The sequence below is a fragment of the Pseudomonas sp. PICF6 genome (assembly GCF_009831705.1).
GTDB classification, from domain to species: Bacteria; Pseudomonadota; Gammaproteobacteria; order Pseudomonadales; family Pseudomonadaceae; genus Aquipseudomonas; species Aquipseudomonas rhizophila.
On record NZ_WUUD01000017.1, the window covers coordinates 56385 to 75164 of the forward strand.

15 protein-coding genes are annotated in these 18780 nt (G+C 63.9%); 12 read left to right on the forward strand and 3 right to left on the reverse strand.

Going from position 1 to position 18780, the window contains the following annotated elements:
* Positions 1 to 4: 4 nt before the first annotated feature.
* On the forward strand, positions 5 to 550 hold the full coding sequence (locus GSM73_RS10545) for a sigma-70 family RNA polymerase sigma factor (protein WP_047228928.1): 546 nt from the start codon (positions 5 to 7) through the stop codon (positions 548 to 550).
* Positions 551 to 587: 37 nt separating this feature from the next.
* Complete coding sequence (locus GSM73_RS10550; RefSeq protein WP_160892544.1) at positions 588 to 1529, forward strand: DUF4880 domain-containing protein; 942 nt, start codon at positions 588 to 590, stop codon at positions 1527 to 1529.
* Between the two features lie 60 nt (positions 1530 to 1589).
* Here GSM73_RS10550 and GSM73_RS10555 read toward each other — a convergent pair whose 3' ends face one another.
* Positions 1590 to 2201, reverse strand: a complete 612-nt coding sequence (locus GSM73_RS10555) for a type II secretion system protein GspJ (RefSeq protein ID WP_160892460.1) — start codon at positions 2199 to 2201, stop codon at positions 1590 to 1592.
* On the reverse strand, positions 2198 to 2650 hold the full coding sequence (gspH, locus tag GSM73_RS10560; RefSeq protein ID WP_047228930.1) for a type II secretion system minor pseudopilin GspH: 453 nt from the start codon (positions 2648 to 2650) through the stop codon (positions 2198 to 2200). The genes GSM73_RS10555 and gspH overlap by 4 nt, the downstream gene beginning before the upstream one ends.
* Before the next feature lie 115 nt (positions 2651 to 2765).
* Here gspH and GSM73_RS10565 point away from each other — a divergent pair, with 115 nt between their 5' ends.
* The gene (locus GSM73_RS10565) at positions 2766 to 3197 is read left to right on the forward strand and encodes a type II secretion system protein N (RefSeq protein WP_076385246.1); all 432 of its coding nucleotides are present in this window, start codon (positions 2766 to 2768) and stop codon (positions 3195 to 3197) included.
* Between the two features lie 64 nt (positions 3198 to 3261).
* Here GSM73_RS10565 and gspI read toward each other — a convergent pair whose 3' ends face one another.
* A complete protein-coding gene (gene gspI / locus GSM73_RS10570; RefSeq protein WP_047228932.1) occupies positions 3262 to 3636 on the reverse strand; it encodes a type II secretion system minor pseudopilin GspI in 375 nt (124 codons plus the stop codon).
* 149 nt (positions 3637 to 3785) lie between these two features.
* Between gspI and gspG the strand changes: the two genes are divergently transcribed.
* The 9 genes from gspG to GSM73_RS27175 form a co-directional block, all read left to right on the forward strand.
* Positions 3786 to 4235, forward strand: a complete 450-nt coding sequence (gspG, locus tag GSM73_RS10575; protein ID WP_107321669.1) for a type II secretion system major pseudopilin GspG — start codon at positions 3786 to 3788, stop codon at positions 4233 to 4235.
* 8 nt (positions 4236 to 4243) lie between these two features.
* A complete protein-coding gene (gene gspK / locus GSM73_RS10580) occupies positions 4244 to 5230 on the forward strand; it encodes a type II secretion system minor pseudopilin GspK (protein WP_076385240.1) in 987 nt (328 codons plus the stop codon).
* Positions 5227 to 6408: a type II secretion system protein GspL gene (gene gspL, locus GSM73_RS10585; RefSeq protein WP_160892462.1), complete on the forward strand. Its 1182-nt coding sequence runs from the start codon at positions 5227 to 5229 to the stop codon at positions 6406 to 6408. Before gspK ends, gspL begins: the two co-directional genes overlap by 4 nt.
* Positions 6401 to 6964: a type II secretion system protein GspM gene (gene gspM, locus GSM73_RS10590; protein WP_160892464.1), complete on the forward strand. Its 564-nt coding sequence runs from the start codon at positions 6401 to 6403 to the stop codon at positions 6962 to 6964. Before gspL ends, gspM begins: the two co-directional genes overlap by 8 nt.
* Positions 6961 to 9315 (forward strand): type II secretion system secretin GspD, encoded by a 2355-nt coding sequence (gspD, locus tag GSM73_RS10595; RefSeq protein WP_160892466.1) that lies wholly within the window; start codon positions 6961 to 6963, stop codon positions 9313 to 9315. Before gspM ends, gspD begins: the two co-directional genes overlap by 4 nt.
* Before the next feature lie 184 nt (positions 9316 to 9499).
* Positions 9500 to 10918, forward strand: a complete 1419-nt coding sequence (gspE, locus tag GSM73_RS10600; protein ID WP_076385232.1) for a type II secretion system ATPase GspE — start codon at positions 9500 to 9502, stop codon at positions 10916 to 10918.
* A complete protein-coding gene (gspF, locus tag GSM73_RS10605; RefSeq protein ID WP_076385230.1) occupies positions 10918 to 12129 on the forward strand; it encodes a type II secretion system inner membrane protein GspF in 1212 nt (403 codons plus the stop codon). Before gspE ends, gspF begins: the two co-directional genes overlap by 1 nt.
* 530 nt (positions 12130 to 12659) lie before the next feature.
* On the forward strand, positions 12660 to 13847 hold the full coding sequence (locus GSM73_RS10610; RefSeq protein WP_160892468.1) for a substrate-binding domain-containing protein: 1188 nt from the start codon (positions 12660 to 12662) through the stop codon (positions 13845 to 13847).
* Between the two features lie 213 nt (positions 13848 to 14060).
* Positions 14061 to 18780: filamentous hemagglutinin N-terminal domain-containing protein (locus GSM73_RS27175; RefSeq protein WP_256676819.1), on the forward strand; the 4720-nt coding region annotated here is incomplete at its 3' end.

Sequence of the window (18780 nt, forward strand, 5' to 3'; positions counted from 1 at the left end):
GGCGATGAAACACTCTGGTCGCAGCCCGTTGGTCAAGTTGTTCCTCACCTCTTATGAGGATTTCAAGGTGCGCCTGCGCAAGCGCCTGGGCTCCGAGGAACTGGCCAACGATGTGCTGCATGAAACCTACTTGCGGGTCGATCGCATGGTCGAGACGCCGGACATCGCCCAGCCCAGTGCCTATCTCTATCGAATGGCGCTGAACATTGCCGCCGACCGTCGGCAGGCCGATGCTCGCCTGCTCACCGGCAGCGAAATCGAGGACTTGCTGCAGATTTCCGATGAAGCGCTGGATCCGGCCCGGGTGGTGGGGGGGCAGAAGGAATTGCAGACCCTGCTCAAGGCCCTGTATGAACTACCGGCGCGGCGTCGCAGGATTTTCATTGCCGCGCGTCTGGAGGAAGCGCCGCACCTGGAAATATCCCAACGTTTCGGCATCTCCACGCGCATGGTAGAGAAGGAAATCAAGGCCGCGCTGGGGCATTGCGCCCTGCGCCTGGAAAGAAAAGTGATTCAGCGGTTCGGTCCCGGCGCGGGAAAACAGTCTTGAGAGTAGAGACCAGACCAATTCGTGAGTATGTGTGCGCTTGAACATCTTCAGCATTGCTTCCCCTGATGCCACGCCTCAGGCCCGACTGGCCAGCGAGGCCCAAGACTGGTTGGTCCTGCTGACCTCGGGCCGCGCCACCGTGGCCGATGTCCGGGCCCTGCGCCATTGGTGCGGGCAAAGCCCCGAACACGCTCAGGCGTTCGAGCAAGCCAAGGCGCTGTGGCACGGGCTGCAACCGGCTGCCGAGGCGTTGCGGGCTCCGCGACATTTCGGACGACGGGCGTTGCTCGGCGGCGCGATCGCGGCGTCGGCAGGTTTTCTGTTGATCCGCGCCACGGTGCCCGGTGGGGTTTCCGGACTCGCTGCCGACTACGTCACCGAGGTTGGCGAACAGCGCCGGGTGGAACTGGCCAAGGGTGTCAGTCTTGAGCTGAATACCCAAACCCGCCTCAGCCGCCGTCAGTCGGCCGAAGGAGGGGAAGGATTGGTGTTGCTCGGCGGTGAAGTTGAAGTGTTGGGGAGCAGTGCTTCAACGGTCAGCGTCCAGGCCGGCGCCGGCTTGATCAGCGCCGCTCGGGCTCGATTCAATATCCGCTACATCGACCAGAGTGTCTGCGCGACCTGCCTGGAAGGTCTGGTGCAGGTCCAGGTGCGCGGCCAGAGTTTTCACCTGGAGTCGGGCATGCAACTGACCTACGACAGCGGCCGGGTGGGCACTCCAAAGAACGCAGATGTGTCGGCGGCCACTGCCTGGCGCGAGCAGGTGCTGGTGTTCAACGACGCGACCCTGGCCAGCGTCATCGACGAAATCAACCGCTACCGTCCTGGCATGTTGCTGTTACTCAATCGCGAATTGGGCCAGCGCAAGGTCCAGGCGCGGTTCCGTCTTGATCAACTGGCTGGCGTGGCGCTGTTGATCCGCGATGCCTATGGCGCCAAATGCACCGAGTTGCCGGGCGGGGTGGTGGTGCTGAGCTGATTCAGCGCTATTCGGATGAGCCTCATCGCGAGCAGGCTCGCGGCCACACTGGGTTTGCTCTCACTCCAGCGGCCCCAACACCTGTCGATACTTTTCCACGCCTTGTGGCGTCTGCCGTGTCAGGCTGATTTCGATGCCCAGCGGGTTTTCCTGGCGATTGCCGCTGAGCTTGCGCCAACCTTTTTCCCTGTCCCAGTAACGCAGTCCGGCGTTGCTGACTTCGCTGAGCACCGCCACGCCCGCGTCGGGTGCCGGCAATGGGTAGCGGCTGCGGGCCTGGCCTTGGGCTCGGTAAAGCGTGTCTCCCTCGAGCCACCAGCGCACCCTTTGCAGCGTGCCCTCTTGAGCGGCGGCCACCCGGATCACATCCAGGCGAAACCCCCGACCTTCTGTGCTGCGCACGGTGAGGGCGGGTGGCGCGGTCCAGGGCTGGTCATCGACTCCAGGGTTTGACGGTTCGCTCAACTCGATGCTGGCGCGTAATGCTACGTCGCGTTCCAGCTGATTCAACACTCGCAGCAAGGCTTCGGTCTGTTCGGTGCTGGCCTGCAAATGGCTGTCGGCCCGGGTGACGCTGTCCAGTCCGCGCCAGGCAATCAGGCTGACCACCGCCATCAGCAGAATCGCCACCATGACTTCAAGCAGGGTGAAGCCCGTCTCCCGGTCGTTCATTGAATCTGCACCCGGCCAGCGGCGCTGCGCTGGACGTTTATGCTGCTCTGGCCGTCCGACAAACGAATGTTCAGCGGGGCGCCGATCCACTCGGCGCTCAACACGACCCGCTGCCTAGGTTCCACATGAACTTCCATGGACGGGCTCTGCCACCGCCGCGGGTGCAATTGTGGATCATCCTTGAAGCGATCCAGCCCTGGCCCTTGATCCTGCCGACGGCTGAAACCGAATCCCTTGGCATCCCAGCGCCAGCTAATCGGCCGGCCATCGACGCGGGCTTCGGTTTGGGCGAGCTGTAGCAGTTGCGCCAGCCGCTCGGCATCCTGGCGCAGCAACTTCAGCGGGTCGGGTTTGATGCTCAGGCCCACGGCGGCACTGGCGATGCCGATGATCACCAGCACCACCATCAATTCGATCAGGGTGAAACCGCGTTGCTTGCCAAGGTTCATGCGCGCTCCTTTGCGTCGGTATTCATCCTGCACGGTGAAGATGATAAGGATGTGAAATAAAACGGAGAGAATCGAGGCGTACGCTGGAGGCTGGATAAAAAAGGAGAACCAGACCATGGTGTTCATCGACCGAGTTTCCCCGGCGCAACTCCTCCAGGCACTCGGTCTGTTGGCGGCATTGGCCGGGGTGGCGACCTGGTCTTCGCTGCTACTGACATCGGCTGAATCCCGCACGCCGGATGTTGCCCCGCAACGATTGGCCGAGCGTTCCGATAACCCTGCACGGCAATGGTTCTCCAGCCAGCCGGCGCCGGTGGATATCAAGGTCAGCGGTGTGCTGGCCGGCGCTCGCGGGGCTGTGGCGATCCTCAGTCTCAACGACGGCCCACCTCGTAGCTTCCTGGCTGGAGAGCGGGTGGCTCATGGGGTGCGGCTGGTGTCGATCGAGGCGCAAGCGGTGGTGATCGAGCGGGGCAATCAGCAAACGCGGCTGGCCTTGGCCCGATTGCCGGATTCGGTGGCTTTACCCTCGCTCACCCGTCCTTGAGATCACGACGAACCCTTGCGGCGAGGGAACAAGCTCACTCGACAAAAGGGACCGTGTATAGCCGCTATTTTTCCCGGCTGACCAACGTCTCCAACCGCGCTAACGGCGGTGCTTCGTGGCTGCGATCCGACACGGTCAGTTCAACCCGCAACATGCGGCCATTTTCCGCCGGGCGCAGGTTCTGTTCGCAACGCAGCAGCAACCGTCCCTGATCGCATTCGATGACTTTTGAACCCTGCACAAAACGCCCCTCCAAGTGCAGTTGCGCCAGTTGGCTGCGGGCCGCCAGCAGTGCGATGGACTTGTCTCGCAGCAGCCCATTGCTTTGGGTCATCACCGCAGCCACGCGCACCGCCGCCGACATGGCCACGGCGATGATCGCCAGGGCGACCAGCACTTCGATCAGGGTGAAGCCGGCTTGTGGGGCGTGACGTGGCATCGCGCGAGCTCTATGGGCGGAGGCAGCCCCCGAGCTTAACCGCCATTGTTGACCGATTGACGACGTAAGCTCCTGAGCATTTTCAATATCACTGACATATTTTCTTGCAACACTGCGCCACGAATTGAATCCAGCGAAGGACCGTCGAGATGCAGATCGCCCGTTACAACGCCCGTCCCCAAGGCCCACGCGGGCAGCAGGGTTTCACCCTGATCGAAATCATGGTTGTGGTGGTCATTCTTGGCATTCTGGCGGCGATGGTGGTGCCCAAGGTGCTTGACCGGCCGGACCAGGCTCGGGCGACGGCGGCAAAACAGGACATTGGCGGTTTGATGCAGGCGTTGAAACTCTATCGCCTGGACCACGGCAGTTACCCGAGCATGAACCAGGGGCTCAAGGTGCTGGTGGAACGGCCCGCTGATGCAAAAAACAGCACATGGCGTTCCTACCTGGAGCGCCTGCCCAACGATCCATGGGGCCGTCCCTACAACTACCTCAACCCGGGCGCCAATGGTGAAGTCGATATCTTTTCCCTGGGGGCCGACGGCCAGCCTGACGGCGATGGTGTAAATGCCGACATCGGCTCCTGGCAGTTATAAGGGCCGTGATGCGAACGGATTCGCCCTTCGCGGCGAAGCAGCGGGGCATGGCGGTCATCAGTGCCTTGCTGATCGCCGCCGTGGTGGCGGTCATCGCCGGGGGCATGCTCACCCGCCAAACCCTGTTTACCCGCAGCCTGGAGGCCGAGCAGTTGCGTATCCAGGGCACGGCGCGGTTGCAGGGCGGCCTGCAATTGAGCCGTCAGTTGTTGTGGGATGCACGTCAGCGCGATCCGCTCACGCGCTTCGGTCAGGCTTGGGCCAACCCTTTCGTGATGGCCGGTTCCAGCCTGGCTGACATCCCCTTCGAAGGGCGACTGGAAGATGAGCAAGGCAAATTCAACCTGCGCAATCTGGTCGCCAATGAACGTGTGGATCAGGAACAGGTGCGCACCTTCGAACGGTTGTGCGAGCAACTGGGTATCGCCGCGACGGTACGTGCGCGCATCGTCGCGCGGGTGATTGCCGCGTACCCACGGCTGTTGAACCCAGAGTTGGCGGACAAGGCCGCGGTGAGCAGTACGTTCGACAGCGGTCGCAGCACCTCGCCGGATGCTTCCGGTACGCCGTTGGCGCCGACACGCCCCATGCTGCGCACGTTGCAGGATTTGCGCAGCATCAAGGGTGTCACCCCGCAGGTGCTGGAAACGCTGGCGCCTTATGTGACGATTCTGCCGGCCAATACCTGGCTCAACGGCAACACCGCCAGCGCCCCGGTGCTGGCTGCTTACGTGCCGGGGTTGTCGTTGCAACGGGCCCAGGCGCTGATCGCTGAGCGAGACGGCGGCCACTGGTTTATCAACCGTGGGGATTTCGTCAATCGCCTGCGCATGCCTGAGCTGGAAATGGCCTCCGTCAAGGTCGGCATCACCAGCGACTGGTTCCGCCTGCGGGGTCAGGCGCGCAGTGGGCAGCGGCGGGTCGTGCTGGATGCTTTGCTGCAACGCAGCCAGGACCGGATGCCTCAGGTGATCTGGTCACGGGTGGGCGTATGACTCGCTTGCGCATAGCGTTGATGCCACTGGGCAGCTTGAGCCTCGACAGCCCGGTGGCATTCGCCTGGCTCGATCGCCAGGGCCAGGTCCGCGACCAGGGGCACAGCAACCTCCGGGACCTCGGCCAGGGTGCAAAGAAGCAGCGGGTCGAATGTTTTCTCCATCCGCGCGACAGCTTGCTCACCAGTCTGGAACTGCCGCAGTTGCCGGCAGCGAAAATCACCGCCGCGGTGAACTGCGCCGCCCAGGCGCTGATGCTCGGTGCCAGCGAGCGCATGCAGGTGGCTCACAGCGCGCGCGGTGCCGACGGGCAGGTGCACATTGCCTGGCTCGACCGAGAGTCACTCGATGCCCTGGGCCGGATGCTGCGCCAGGCCGGCCTGCACCTGCACGGGCTGTACCCGGCGGCCTACGCCCTGCCAGTGTTGTCCGGGCCGGTGGCCTGCGTCGACGACGGCCACCTGCTGGTGCGTTACAGCGTGCAGCACGCGGTGGTGCAGCCGCTGCTGGAAGAGGCGTTGGATGATTGGTTATTGGAGGCAGGGGCCGGGCTGCAGTGGGTGGGCGATTCGCCGCCGCAGGTTTCGATCAAAACCTTGCCCGCCCCCCAGCGCTGGACTGGTGCCGCGCCGGGCTGGGGCTTGCATGCTGGCCTGACGCATGGCCCGGCCGAGCGTGGCGGTTGGGGCAGGGCGGCGACGCTTTGCGCGGTGGCGCTGGCGGTGTGGGTGGTCGGCCTCAATCTCTACGCCACCCGTGAGGCCACCCAGGGCCAACGACTCAAGGCGCAGATGAGCCAGCGGGTAAAGCAGGCGTTTCCCGAACTGCCGGTGATTCTCAACCCCTTGCAACAAGCCCGACAGCAAATCGCCGCGCGCCAAAGCGGCACAGCGGCGGACCCGGCGCAACGCTTCGCCAGCCTGGTGCAACAGGCGGGCAGCGCCATGCCGTTCATGAGCGGCAACGTGCAGGAACTGGTGTTTGAAAACGGTGAGTTACGCCTGACGCTCGTGGCCGAGGCACAAAAAGCATCCGCCGCAGACGACTGGAAAATCCCCCTGACCGAGGCCGGCATCGACGTTGCGGCCAATGACCAGGGCTGGACCTTGCGTGCTGCTTTGCCCGGACAGGGCGCGCAGGACACCTCCGAACACCCCCCGGAAGCCGACGATGAATAAGCAATTCCCGGCACGGCTATGGGCGCAGTGGCAAACCCTGCGCGCGCGTGGCCGGACGTCCTGGCAGGGCCTGGCGGTGCGCGAGCAGCGCGCCGTGTCGCTGGCGGCGCTGGTACTCGGCGGGCTGCTGGTCTGGTTGCTGTTGATCCAGCCACCGCTCCAAACCCTTGCGTATTGGCAGGTCGAAACGCCGAAGTTGCGCGCGCAGACCCAGGCCCTCGAAGTGCTCTTGCGGGACGTCGGCGGCCCGGCGTCAGGCCAGCCTCTGAAAGCGGCTCTGCGCCAGGCCCTGGATGCCGGCGGCTTGAGCGAGCACTACCAGTTGCAGGCCGTGGACGCGGCTTGGCAACTCACTTTCAACGACGCGCCGGCCGATGAGGTGATGGGCTGGCTGTTGAGCAGTCCACGGCAATTTTCCTTGCAAGTGCTTGAAGCCCGTTTGCGGCGCACGGCCCCGGCCAACACCGACAACATCGAAAACACTGAAAACACCGCCGGCACCCTGTCCGGAACCGTTCGCATGGATCAGGCGCAAGGCGCTAAGGAAGCTTCATGAAGGGGTCCCGATACCCGCGTCATTGGCGCAAGAGCGTGCCGTTTCTGTTGCTGGCATTGAGCGCCTGCAACAGCACACCGCCAGCGTCGCAGCCACCGTTGCTGGTGGACAGTGAACTGGGCATTCCGCTGGGCAGTACCCAGCGCAGCGGCGATGCGCTGCTGGACCGTCAGCGGGCCCAGACCTTGCGTGAACAGAAACCGCCGGTGCGACACCCGGTCGATCTCACCGCCCGCGCCCGCGAGCCCCGCAGCAGTACGCCGGCACGCAGCCCGCTGGGTGACCAACCGGTGACCCTGAACTTTGTCGAGGCCGACATTCAGGCGGTGGTGCGGGCCTTGTCCCGTTCCACCGGCCAACAGTTTCTGGTGGACCCGCGGGTCAAGGGCAACCTGACGCTGGTGTCCGAAGGTCAGGTGCCGGCGCACCAGGCCTATGACATGCTGCTGGCCGCGCTGCGCATGCAGGGCTTTAGCGTGGTGGACGTCGGTGGCGTGGCCCAGGTGGTGCCTGAGGCCGACGCCAAGTTGCTGGGCGGGCCGATCTACAGCGCCGACAGACCGGCCGGCAACGGCATGTTGACCCGCACCTTTCGCCTGCAATACGAAAACGCGGTGAACCTGATCCCGGTGTTACGCCCGATCGTGTCGCCCAACAACCCGATTAATGCCTATCCCGGCAACAACACCATCGTCATCACCGATTACGCCGAGAACCTGTCGCGGGTGGCGCAGCTCATCGAAGGCATCGATACCCCCAGCGCCATCGACACCGATGTGGTGCCGATACACAACGGCATCGCCGTGGACATCGCGCAGATGGTCTCCGAGTTGCTGGAAACCCAGGGCGGAGACCAGACCCAGAAGATCAACGTGATCGGCGACCCGCGCTCCAACGCCATCATCATCCGCGCCGGCAGCCCCGAGCGCACCGAGCTGGCGCGTAACCTGATCTACAAGCTCGACAACGCCCAGAACAACCCGAGCAACCTGCACGTGGTGTACCTGCGCAATGCCCAGGCCGGCAAACTGGCCCAATCCCTGCGCGGCTTGCTCACCGGGGAAAGCGAAGGCGAGGGCAGTGATAACTCGCGCTCGGTGCTCAGCAGCATGGGCGCCAGCACCAACGGCCAGAGCAGCGGCGATGGCGCCAGCACCAGCGGGACCACGGGCGGTAGCGCTTCGACCTCTGGCAATGGTTATGCCCAAGGCAGTAGCGGACAAAGCTCGGCTTTGCCGCAGGACGATCAGAGCACCGCCTTCAGTGCCGGCGGCGTGACCATCCAGGCCGACGCCACCACCAATACCCTGCTGATTTCCGCGCCGGACCCGCTGTACCGCAACCTGCGGGAAGTTATCGACCTGCTCGACCAGCGTCGCGCCCAAGTGGTGATCGAGAGCCTGATCGTCGAGGTCGGCGAGGACGATGCCAGCGAGTTCGGCGTGCAATGGCAGACCGGTAACCTGGGCGGCAGCGGCGTGATCGGCGGCGTCAACCTCGGTGGCACCGGGCTCAACCTCAACGGCAAGACCAGCATCGACGTGTTGCCCCAGGGCTTGAACCTGGGCCTGGTCAACGGCACGGTGGACATTCCCGGCATCGGCAAGATCCTCGACCTCAAGGTCCTGGCCCGGGCGTTGAAGAGCAAGGGCGGCACCAACGTGTTGTCGACGCCGAACCTGCTGACCCTGGACAACGAAGCGGCGAGCATTTTCGTCGGCCAGACCATTCCGTTTGTCAGCGGCAGTTACGTCACCGGCGGCGGTGGCACCAGCAACAACCCGTTCCAGACCGTGACCCGTGAAGAGGTGGGGCTGAAGCTCAACGTCCGCCCGCAGATTTCCGAAGGCGGGACGGTCAAGCTCGACATCTATCAAGAGGTCAGCAGCGTCGACAACCGCGCTTCGAGCGCCAGCGGGATTGTCACCAACAAGCGTGCCATCGACACCAGCATCCTGCTGGACGACGGGCAGATCATGGTCCTTGGCGGGTTGTTGCAGGACGGCTACAGCCAGAGCAACGACGCGGTGCCGTGGCTGTCGACCATCCCCGGTATTGGTGCGCTGTTTCGCAACGAGCGGCGGCAGATCACCAAGACCAACCTGATGGTGTTCCTGCGCCCCTACATCATCCGCGACACGGCGGCGGGGCGCGGCATCACCCTCAACCGCTACGACTTCATGCGCCGCGCCCAGGGCCTGCTGCAACCGGAGCGCAGCTGGGCGATGCCGGACATGCAAGCCCCGCAACTGCCGGCCTCGGCCAAGGCCATTCCGCCGGCCACCCCCGCCGGGCTGCAAACGCCCAGGGCGGTGATCAAGGCGGTTCCGGTTGAAGGAGGCACTCGCTGATGAATACCCAACCTATGGGAGTTCGCGGTATGCACAATACTGAGGCCACCCCAAGACACTGTGGGAGCGAGCTTGCTCGCGATGACGGCAGTTCGCTCAACATCATTGCAACTGACCCACCGCTATCGCGAGCAAGCTCGCTCCCACAGGGGACATGTGTGTTTCTTGGGTCTGAGGTGTCAGCATGAACACCCTCCCATACGCCTGGGCCAAGGCCCAGCGCCTGGTGCTGCGTGAGTCGGATGAAGGCGCGGTGTTGATGGTCTGTCCCTCCACGCCAGGCTGGTCCATCAGTGAAGTGCGCCGCCAGTTCGGCGAGGTGCGGCTGGAGCGGGTGCGTGACGAGGAACTCGACGGGTTGCTCAACAGTGCCTACGCCGACACCGGCAGCGCCGCCGCCGTGGTGGGCGCGGCAGAGAACGAGGTGGACCTCGACCGCCTGATGCAGGACATTCCCGAGATCACCGACCTGCTGGACACCCAGGACGGCGCGCCGGTGATCCGCATGATCAACGCCTTGCTGACCCAGGCCGCCCGGGACGAGGCCAGCGACATTCACATCGAGCCCTACGAAAGCCATTCGGTGGTGCGCTACCGGGTCGACGGCACCTTGCGTGACGTGGTCTCGCCACGCAAGGCCCTGCATGGCGCGCTGGTGTCGCGGATCAAGATCATGGCCCAGCTCGACATCGCCGAAAAACGCCTGCCCCAGGACGGCCGCATTGCCCTGCGTGTGGCCGGGCGCCCGATTGACATCCGGGTTTCGACGGTGCCCACCGGCCATGGCGAACGAGTGGTGATGCGCCTGCTGGATAAACAGGCCGGGCGCCTGCAACTGGAAACCCTGGGCATGGACCCGGACGTACTGGGCAAACTCGATCACCTGATCCGCCAACCCCACGGCATCGTGCTGGTCACCGGCCCCACCGGCAGCGGCAAGACCACCAGCCTCTACGCCGCCCTGGCTCGGCTCGACGCCAGCGTACACAACATTCTCACGGTGGAAGATCCGGTGGAATACGACCTGCCGGGCATCAGCCAGATTCAGGTCAACGCCAAGATCGACATGACCTTCGCCCTGGCCCTGCGAGCGATTCTGCGCCAGGACCCGGACATCATCATGATCGGCGAAATCCGCGACCTGGAAACCGCACAAATTGCCGTGCAAGCGTCCCTCACCGGTCACCTGGTGTTGGCGACGCTGCACACCAACGACTCTGTATCGGCCATCAACCGCTTGATTGACATGGGCGTCGAGCCGTTCCTGCTGGCCTCGTCGATGCTTGGCGTACTCGCCCAGCGCCTGGTGCGCAGACTCTGCCCGCAGTGCAAACAAGCTGATCCGGCAACCCCCGGCACCTGGCGCCCGGTGGGCTGTCCGAGCTGTAACCAGACCGGTTACAGCGGTCGCACCGGCATCCATGAATTGTTCTGCATCGACGATGATATCCGCACGCTTATCCACCAGGGGGCAGGGGAGCAGGCGCTGCGTGCGGCCGCCCGCCAGGCCGGCATGTTCAGCATGCGCGAGGACGGTGAACGCTGGGTGCGCAGTGGCGCCACCGCCCCTGAAGAAATCCTGCGCGTGACACGGGACGCCTGATGAATCGCTACCGTTTTGAGGCCGCCGACGCCACCGGCAAGATCGAGGTCGGGCACCTGGAAGCCGACAGCCAGAGTGGCGCCTTCAACCTGCTGCGCAGTCGCGGGCTGACGGCGTTGCAGGTGCAGGTCGAACGCAATACAACGCAAGCCCATGGCGGCGGCCTGTTCAGCGCCAAACTCTCGGACAACGACCTGGCCTGGGCCACCCGGCAACTGGCGAGCCTGCTGGGAGCCAGCCTGCCATTGGAGGCCGCGTTGAGCGCCACGGTGGAACAGGCTGAGCGCAAACACATCGCCCAGACCCTCAGCGCAGTGCGCGCCGATGTGCGCAGCGGCATGCGCCTGGCCGAAGCCCTGGCGGCGCGACCCCGGGACTTTCCGGACATCTACCGGGCACTGATCGCCGCCGGTGAAGAGTCCGGCGACCTCGCCCAGGTGATGGAGCGGCTGGCGGACTACATCGAGGAGCGCAACAACCTGCGGGGCAAGATCCTTACGGCGTTCATCTATCCGGGCGTGGTGGGGCTGGTGTCGATTGCCATCGTGATTTTCCTGCTCAGCTACGTGGTGCCCCAAGTGGTCAGCGCATTCTCCCAGGCCCGCCAGGACCTGCCTGGGTTGACCGTGGCGATGCTGACCGCCAGCGATTTCATCCGCGCCTGGGGCTGGTTGTGTTTTGGCATGCTGGCCGGTGGGTTCTGGGGTTGGCGGCTGTATTTGCGCAACCCGCAGGCGCGGTTGAACTGGCACAGTCGCATCCTGCGCCTGCCGCTGATCGGGCGTTTCGTGCTGGGCCTCAACACCGCGCGTTTTGCCTCGACCCTGGCGATTCTCGGCGGCGCCGGGGTGCCCTTGCTGCGAGCCCTGGAGGCGGCGCGCCAGACCCTGTCCAACGACCGCCTGAGCCTGAGCGTCAGCGATGCCACGGCCAAGGTCCGCGAAGGGGTCAACCTGGCGGCGGCGTTGCGGGTGGAAAAAGTCTTCCCGCCGGTGCTGATCCACCTGATTGCCAGCGGCGAAAAAACCGGCTGCCTGCCGCCAATGCTCGAACGCGCTGCACAAACCCTGTCCCGCGACATCGAACGCCGGGCCATGGGCATGACTGCGCTGTTGGAGCCGCTGATGATCGTGGTCATGGGCGGTGTGGTGCTGGTGATCGTCATGGCGGTGTTGTTGCCGATTATCGAGATCAATCAGTTGGTTCAATAAGCGCACGCAATCCGTGGTGAACATTGATTTTGTGGCGAGGGGATTTATCCCCGTTGGGCTGCGCAGCAGCCCCAATCAGATTGAATGCAACCAGCCTGACACACCGAGGTGTCTGGTTTGGGGCTGCTTCGCAGCCCAGCGGGGATAAATCCCCTCGCCACAACAGCAGAGACCCGTCAGTTATTTTTGCAGTGCCGCAACACCTCCCGACCCTCGCCAACGCCAAACTCGGGTTCCTCGTTCTGTCATCTTCCATCGTCAGACAACCACCCGCCGCCATCTCCACGCCCACCCTGCGCAACACCGTCACAAAACCTGTCTGAAACCCCAACCCAGAGCCCTCGAACACCCGAGGAAAAACCCCAAAAAACAGCCTCCAGCTCCCGAGGTTTTTTCCTTTATCTGTCACCGGAAACTGCGAGTTTCTAACCCATGGCCTCACCCCATCGCCATCGGCACAGGACCGAGCGCCATGACGGCAAGCACGCGTCACCCAACCTACGTACGAACACGATGAAAGGAGATTCTTCATGTTTAAGCGCAACGTTCTCGCGGTATCCCTGACCCTCGCCGGCCTCTGCGCCGCTCAGGCCGCCATGGCTGATGTCAACGGTGGTGGCGCTACCTTGCCTCAGCCGCTGTACCAGACTGCTGGCGTCCTGACTGCCGGTTTCGCCCCTTACATCGGCGTGGGCAGCGGTGCTGGCAAGGCCGCTTTTCTGAACAACGATTACACCCGTTTCGTGCCTGGTGACACCAGCAAGAACGTGCACTGGGCGGGCAGCGATTCGAAGCTCACCCAGGCTGAGTTGAACGCCTACGTCACCAACCACGGCACCGCCTGGGGCCCATTGATCCAGGTGCCTTCGGTCGCCACTTCGGTTGCCATTCCTTTCAACAAGACCGGCACCGCCAACGTTGACCTCAGCGTCGCTCAGCTGTGCGGCGTATTCGCCGGCACGCTGACTGACTGGAACCAAATCACCGGTTCCGGCCGTTCCGGCCCGATCACTGTGACTTATCGTGCTGAGAGCAGCGGTACTACCGAACTGTTCACCCGCTTTCTGAACGCCAAGTGCCCTACAGCTGTACCCGCTGTGCCCGGTACTTTCGCCATCACCACCAACTTCGCCTCCAGCTATAGCCTTGGCCTGCCAGCCGGCGCCGTAGCCGCCACTGGTAGCCAAGCTGTGATGGATGCGGTGAATGCTGCCCAAGGTCGCATCACCTACATGAGCCCGGATTACGCCGCCACCACCTTGGCCGGCCTGGACGACGCCACCAAGGTCGCTCGCGTTGCCGGTGTTTCCCCAGCCCCGGCCAACGTGTCGGCCGCAATCGCAGCTGTCACCGTGCCTGCTGCCGCCAACCGCGCTAACCCGAACGCCTGGGTACCGGTATTCGCTGCAACCACCAACCCTAGCGATCCAAGCGTTGTGGCTTACCCAACCACCGGCTACCCGATCCTGGGCTTCACTAACGTGATCTTCAGCCAGTGCTACGCCGATGCCACCCAAACCACGCAAGTGCGTGACTTCTTCACTCGCCATTACAACGCCACTGCTGCCAGCAGCAACGACGCGGCTATCACCGCCAACCGTTTCGTGCCGCTGCCAGGCGCCTGGAAGTCCGCGATCCGCGGCAGCTTCCTGACCGCCTCTAACGCTCTGAGCATCGGCAACACCAACGTCTGTAATAGCGTCGGTCGTCCGTTGTAAGCCTACGCTTGAGCGACCCGCAACACCCGATCAGCAACGGCGCAAGCCGTTGCTGATTTTTGCGTAATACCGGCGCCAACACAGCCACATGAAATTTTCATGACAACCGTTCGGTCCCGAGCGGTTGTAACCGCCTATCCCCTATAACCAACGCTGGCAGCCTGACAGCACGGCGTTGTGACCCCTTAGAGCGAACCCGAAAGGATGAGTAGGATGCTGCGCTGCAAACCCCAGACGAACCTGAATGCCCCCCGTCGCGATGGCGAGTTGTCGATGTTGCGGCTCAAGCCGCTGGCCCAGGCCATTGCGCTGCTGATGGTGGCCGGCAATGCTCACGCGGCGACGGCGTTCAGTTCGGCCTGGTTTGCCGCCAAGGGCGCTTCCCAGGCCGGTGGCGCGGGGCGGCACGCGACCGCGCAGCCAGGCATGCCGCCGCCCCTGGCGCAGCAGCAACGGGCCAATGCGCAGTTGCAGCGTTCGTTGACCAACCTCAACAACACCGTGGCCGCCATCGCGGCCCAGCAGGCGGCCCAGGCCGCGGGGCGGCAAGCCGCGTTCGGGCAGGTGCAGACCGTGCCCGACGGTTTGGGCGAGGGCGGGCTCAAGGTCGATAACAGCCTGACCCAGGGCTGGCTCAACGCCAAGGGACCGCAGCAGACCCAGGCCGGCGGCAAGACCACGGTGAAGATCGAGCAGACCGCCGACAAGGCGATTCTCAACTGGGAAACCTTCAACGTCGGGCGCAACACCACGGTGGATTTCCAGCAGCAGTCGGACTGGGCCGTGCTCAACCGGGTCAACGACCCTCAAGCGCGACCAAGCCAGATCCAGGGCCAGATCAAGGGCAACGGCACGGTGATGCTGGTCAACCGCAACGGCATCATTTTCAGCGGCAGCAGCCAGGTCAACGTGCGCAACCTGGCGGCGGTGGCGGCCAACGTCAGCGACGAGCAATTCAGCCAGCGCGGCTTGTACGTCGATGCCACCGGCACCCAGCCGACCTTCACTGACGCCGCCGGCAAGATCGAAGTGCAGCGCGGTGCGCGGATCGAGACCCACCGCGCCGCCACCTCCACCGCCGGGGGCGGCTATGCCTTGCTGCTGGGCTCGGAAGTGGAGAACGCCGGTTCCATCATCACCGCCAAGGGCCAGACCACCCTGGCAGCGGGCGACAGTTTTTATATTCGCCGGGGTCAGGGCACCAGCGGCAACCCGCGTTCCACCACCCGTGGCAACGAGGTCGCGACGTCCCTCAAGCCGGGCAGCAGCGCCGGCACGGTGATCAACAGCGGCCTGATCCAGGCCAGCACCGGCGACATCACCCTTACCGGGCACAATGTGCAGCAGAACGGCGTGGCGGTGGCGAGCAGTTCGGTGGACACCCGCGGCACCGTGCACTTGCTCAACGCCTTCAGCGACAGCACCGGCAGCGTCACCCTGGGGCAGGGCAGTGCCACGGCGGTGCTGCTTGACGCCGGCGGCGGCAGTGCCCTGGACAGCCAATACAATGCCGGGCCCGCCGGCCTGGACGGTACGCCGAACAACCTGATCACCGGTCGGTTCAACAACCTCAGCAGCGTGGTCGACCGCACCGACCAGTCGCGGGTCGAGATCGTCAGTGGCGGCAGCGTCGACTTCCAGAACGGCTCCATCACCCTGGCCACCGGCGGTCAGGTCGCGGTCAGCGCCGCCGGTCGCAGCCTGGTGCGCGATGGTGCGGTGATCGACGTGTCCGGCGCCATCGGCGTCAAGGTGGCGATGGAGTCCAACTCCATCAAGGTCAACGTACAGGGCAACGAACAGCGTGACGCACCGGTCAACCGCGAGGGCGGCAAGTTGACCAACAACGATGTCTGGGTGGACGTGCGTGATTTGATCTACGTGCCGGCGGGCACCAACGGTTATGCCACCGACCGTTGGTACACGGCGGGTGGGCTGCTGGAAGTCGGCGGCTACCTGGGCACACGGGGCCACAGCATGGGTGAATGGGCCGCCCAAGGTGGCACGCTGACGTTCACCGGCAACGACGTGGTGACCCAGCAGGCGGCGCAGTTGAACCTGTCCGGCGGTACCCTGGATGTGCAGAGCGGCTACCTGCGGCAGTCCTGGCTCAGGGGCCCCAATGGGCGCTTGTATGAATTGTCCAAGGCGCCGGGGGACATCCTCTACAGCGGCATCTACAAGGGTTACGAAGACCACAGCCAACGCTGGGGCCAGACCGATTACTACTACAACCCACTGATCGCCCCCCGCGAGCGCTTTGAGGCCGGCTACACCGTTGGCCGCGATGCCGGCAAGCTGGTGGTGTCGACCCGCAACGCGGTGCTGGAAGGCCAGATCGTCGGCGAGGTCTACCAGGGCGAACGCCAGAACCAGGCACCGAACCTCAACCTCGACGGTTACCAGCAATCGCAAAACGCCGTGGCCCGGCGGGCTCAGTTGCTGGTGGGCAGTTACACGCCGATCTACGACAAGGCCAGCGGTGTGATCAACAGTGGCCTGAACCCTACCTTCGATCAGGTCACCGTCGGCGAGGTCAACGACAAGATTGCTGCGGGCCTTAACCTGACCTCGGTGGTCGGCACTGATCGGCAAGGCAAGTTGGTGCTGGACAATGAGCTGCTCAATGGCTTCCAACTCGGCGCGGTCAAGGTGGCAGCGGCGCAAGGCATCAAAGTCGACGGCGCGCTCAACGTGGCCGATGGCGGTGATATCACGCTTTACGCGCCGCAGGTGGAAGTGAACGCCGACCTGACGGCCCGCAGCGGTCGCATTGCCCTGGGTAACGTGCTTAAACAGGTCAGAACCGATAATTTCCAGATGGTAGACGTCGTGCTTTCGCCTGCCACCGGTCAGCGTGCAGCGGTCACGTTGGGCGAAGGCGTGACGTTGAACACCGCTGGGCGGTGGAGCAATTTGCTGCTCGACGGCAACGACCGTGAAGGTCTGCCGTTCATCAATGGCGGTACGGTGTCTGTGCGCAGCAGTGGCGATATCGATGTGCGCCAGGGCAGCCTGATCGACGTCAGCTCCGGTGCTGCGGTCATGGCCGATGGCAAGACCCGCGGTGGCAAGGGCGGTGACTTGACCCTGACCGCCAGTACCGGCGCGTCGTCCGGTAACGGCGCCTTGAACCTGGACGGTGAACTGCGCGGCACCGGGGTGAGCGGTGGCGGGACCTTGAAGCTGGCGGCCAACAAAGTGCTGATCGGCAACAGTGGCTCGCCACTGGAACCGGGAACGTTGCAACTGGACGGCGACTTTTTCGACAAGGGTTTCTCGGCCTATGACATCACCGGCAACGAAGGCCTGACGGTGGCCGATGGGACCCGGGTCGATGTGACGATGCCGGTGTACCGTTTCGGCGAGCAGGCGTTGACTACCGGCAGCAACGCAGAGCCGGCTGATGCCTTGCAGCGCTGGACGCCGGAGCTGTATCAGGAAGATGCGATCAAAGGTGTTCTCACCCAGCGCCACGGCGCGAGCCTGAGCCTCACTGCCGGTACCGCGAACTCCAGCGCGGCAGACATGGCCAGCACGGTATTGAACATCGGGCGTGGAAGCGTGATCAGCGTCGATCCGGGACAAGGCATCGACTTGCGCAGCATCGGTCAACTGACCGTCAACGGCACCCTCAACGCCTGGGGCGGACGAGTCAGTCTCACCGAACTGAGCGTCAGCAACCCAGTTCGCAACCCGGTCAATGCCCAAGGCCATGGACGCTCCATCTGGTTAGGCGAGCAAGCATTGATCGATGTCTCCAGTCGGGCCGTGACTGCCCAAGACATGCGCGGCCAGACCTATGGCCTGGTGCATGACGGCGGCGAGATTGTCATTGGTGGTCAGATTGATGTCGCGAAAGGATCGGCTTCGGCGCCGGAATTGTTCGTGGTGATGCGCGAGGGGTCACGCCTGCAAGCGGATGGCAGCCAGGCAATGCTGGATGTTCCTGGCCAGGGACGCACATCGGTGACGAGCAACGGTGGCAGTATTTCCCTGGCGTCGGCCAATGGTCTGTACCTGGACGGCGAATTCAGCGCCCGTTCCGGTGGCACGGGGGCCGCAGGGGGCAGTTTGTCGGTGGCGCTGGAGACACCGTATTACCTGAAAAGCGCGGTCAATGACCGGGTCTTGCAGGTGCGTGAACTGGTGCTGGGACAAACCGCCCAGGCGAGCCCGCTAAGCGACACCGCCAAGGCCTCGGCGGATTCGTTGATCTATGGTCATGGGCGTTTGGGTGTGGACCAGGTCCAGGCGGGCGGCTTCGACAGCCTGTCTCTGCTGAGTAACGGCATTATTAGTATCCGTGGCGACGTGTCGTTGTCCCTCGGCCAAAGCCTGAGCCTATATGCGCGTAGCTTCGGGTTGAGCACAGCCGCGCCAGCCGACACCCGTGTTCAACTTAATGCAGCTCATTTGCTGCTGGCGGGGCCGGCGGCCAGTCTACCGAATATGGATTCCTATACCCGACCGCTGATCGAAGGCGACGTATCGCCACTTGCGAACAAGGCGGTGCTTTCCGTCAACGCCGACTTGTTGGATGTACAGGGCAATGTGAGATTCAGCAGCAAAGGCACGCTGAGACAGGCCAATGGCACCACGGTCGAGTTGGAGCGCGCCGGGTTCGACCTGGTCCAGTTAAGCAGCCGTGGTGATTTGCGCTTCCTGACGGGATTCTCCAGCGAAGGATTGCCTACGGGCTTTAGCACGCAATTAATGACTCCTTCGGACATGATCCTGCAAGCGGCGCAACTGTATCCGGCGACCGGGGTCGGGGCTCGGGTATTGGCGGGGTATAGCTTGAGTGGCACCTCTGCCTACGACCCGGCGCGCAGCTTGGTCATCGGGCGGACTACCCAGGTGACGCCTCAGGTACCTTATTCGGCATTCGGTCACTTACAACTGGGCAGTGCGAATATCGAGCAGGGGGGGG

Coding starts and splice junctions, on each gene's coding strand:
- gspF (WP_076385230.1), top strand. CDS start 10,918: ATGAATCGCTACCGTTTTGAGGCCGCCGACGCCACCGGCAAGATCGAG.
- gspM (WP_160892464.1), top strand. CDS start 6,401: ATGAATAAGCAATTCCCGGCACGGCTATGGGCGCAGTGGCAAACCCTG.
- gspI (WP_047228932.1), bottom strand. CDS start 3,636: ATGCCACGTCACGCCCCACAAGCCGGCTTCACCCTGATCGAAGTGCTG.
- gspH (WP_047228930.1), bottom strand. CDS start 2,650: ATGAACCTTGGCAAGCAACGCGGTTTCACCCTGATCGAATTGATGGTG.
- GSM73_RS10545 (WP_047228928.1), top strand. CDS start 5: ATGAAACACTCTGGTCGCAGCCCGTTGGTCAAGTTGTTCCTCACCTCT.
- gspD (WP_160892466.1), top strand. CDS start 6,961: ATGAAGGGGTCCCGATACCCGCGTCATTGGCGCAAGAGCGTGCCGTTT.
- GSM73_RS10565 (WP_076385246.1), top strand. CDS start 2,766: ATGGTGTTCATCGACCGAGTTTCCCCGGCGCAACTCCTCCAGGCACTC.
- gspL (WP_160892462.1), top strand. CDS start 5,227: ATGACTCGCTTGCGCATAGCGTTGATGCCACTGGGCAGCTTGAGCCTC.
- gspE (WP_076385232.1), top strand. CDS start 9,500: ATGAACACCCTCCCATACGCCTGGGCCAAGGCCCAGCGCCTGGTGCTG.
- GSM73_RS10610 (WP_160892468.1), top strand. CDS start 12,660: ATGTTTAAGCGCAACGTTCTCGCGGTATCCCTGACCCTCGCCGGCCTC.
- GSM73_RS10555 (WP_160892460.1), bottom strand. CDS start 2,201: ATGAACGACCGGGAGACGGGCTTCACCCTGCTTGAAGTCATGGTGGCG.
- gspG (WP_107321669.1), top strand. CDS start 3,786: ATGCAGATCGCCCGTTACAACGCCCGTCCCCAAGGCCCACGCGGGCAG.
- gspK (WP_076385240.1), top strand. CDS start 4,244: ATGCGAACGGATTCGCCCTTCGCGGCGAAGCAGCGGGGCATGGCGGTC.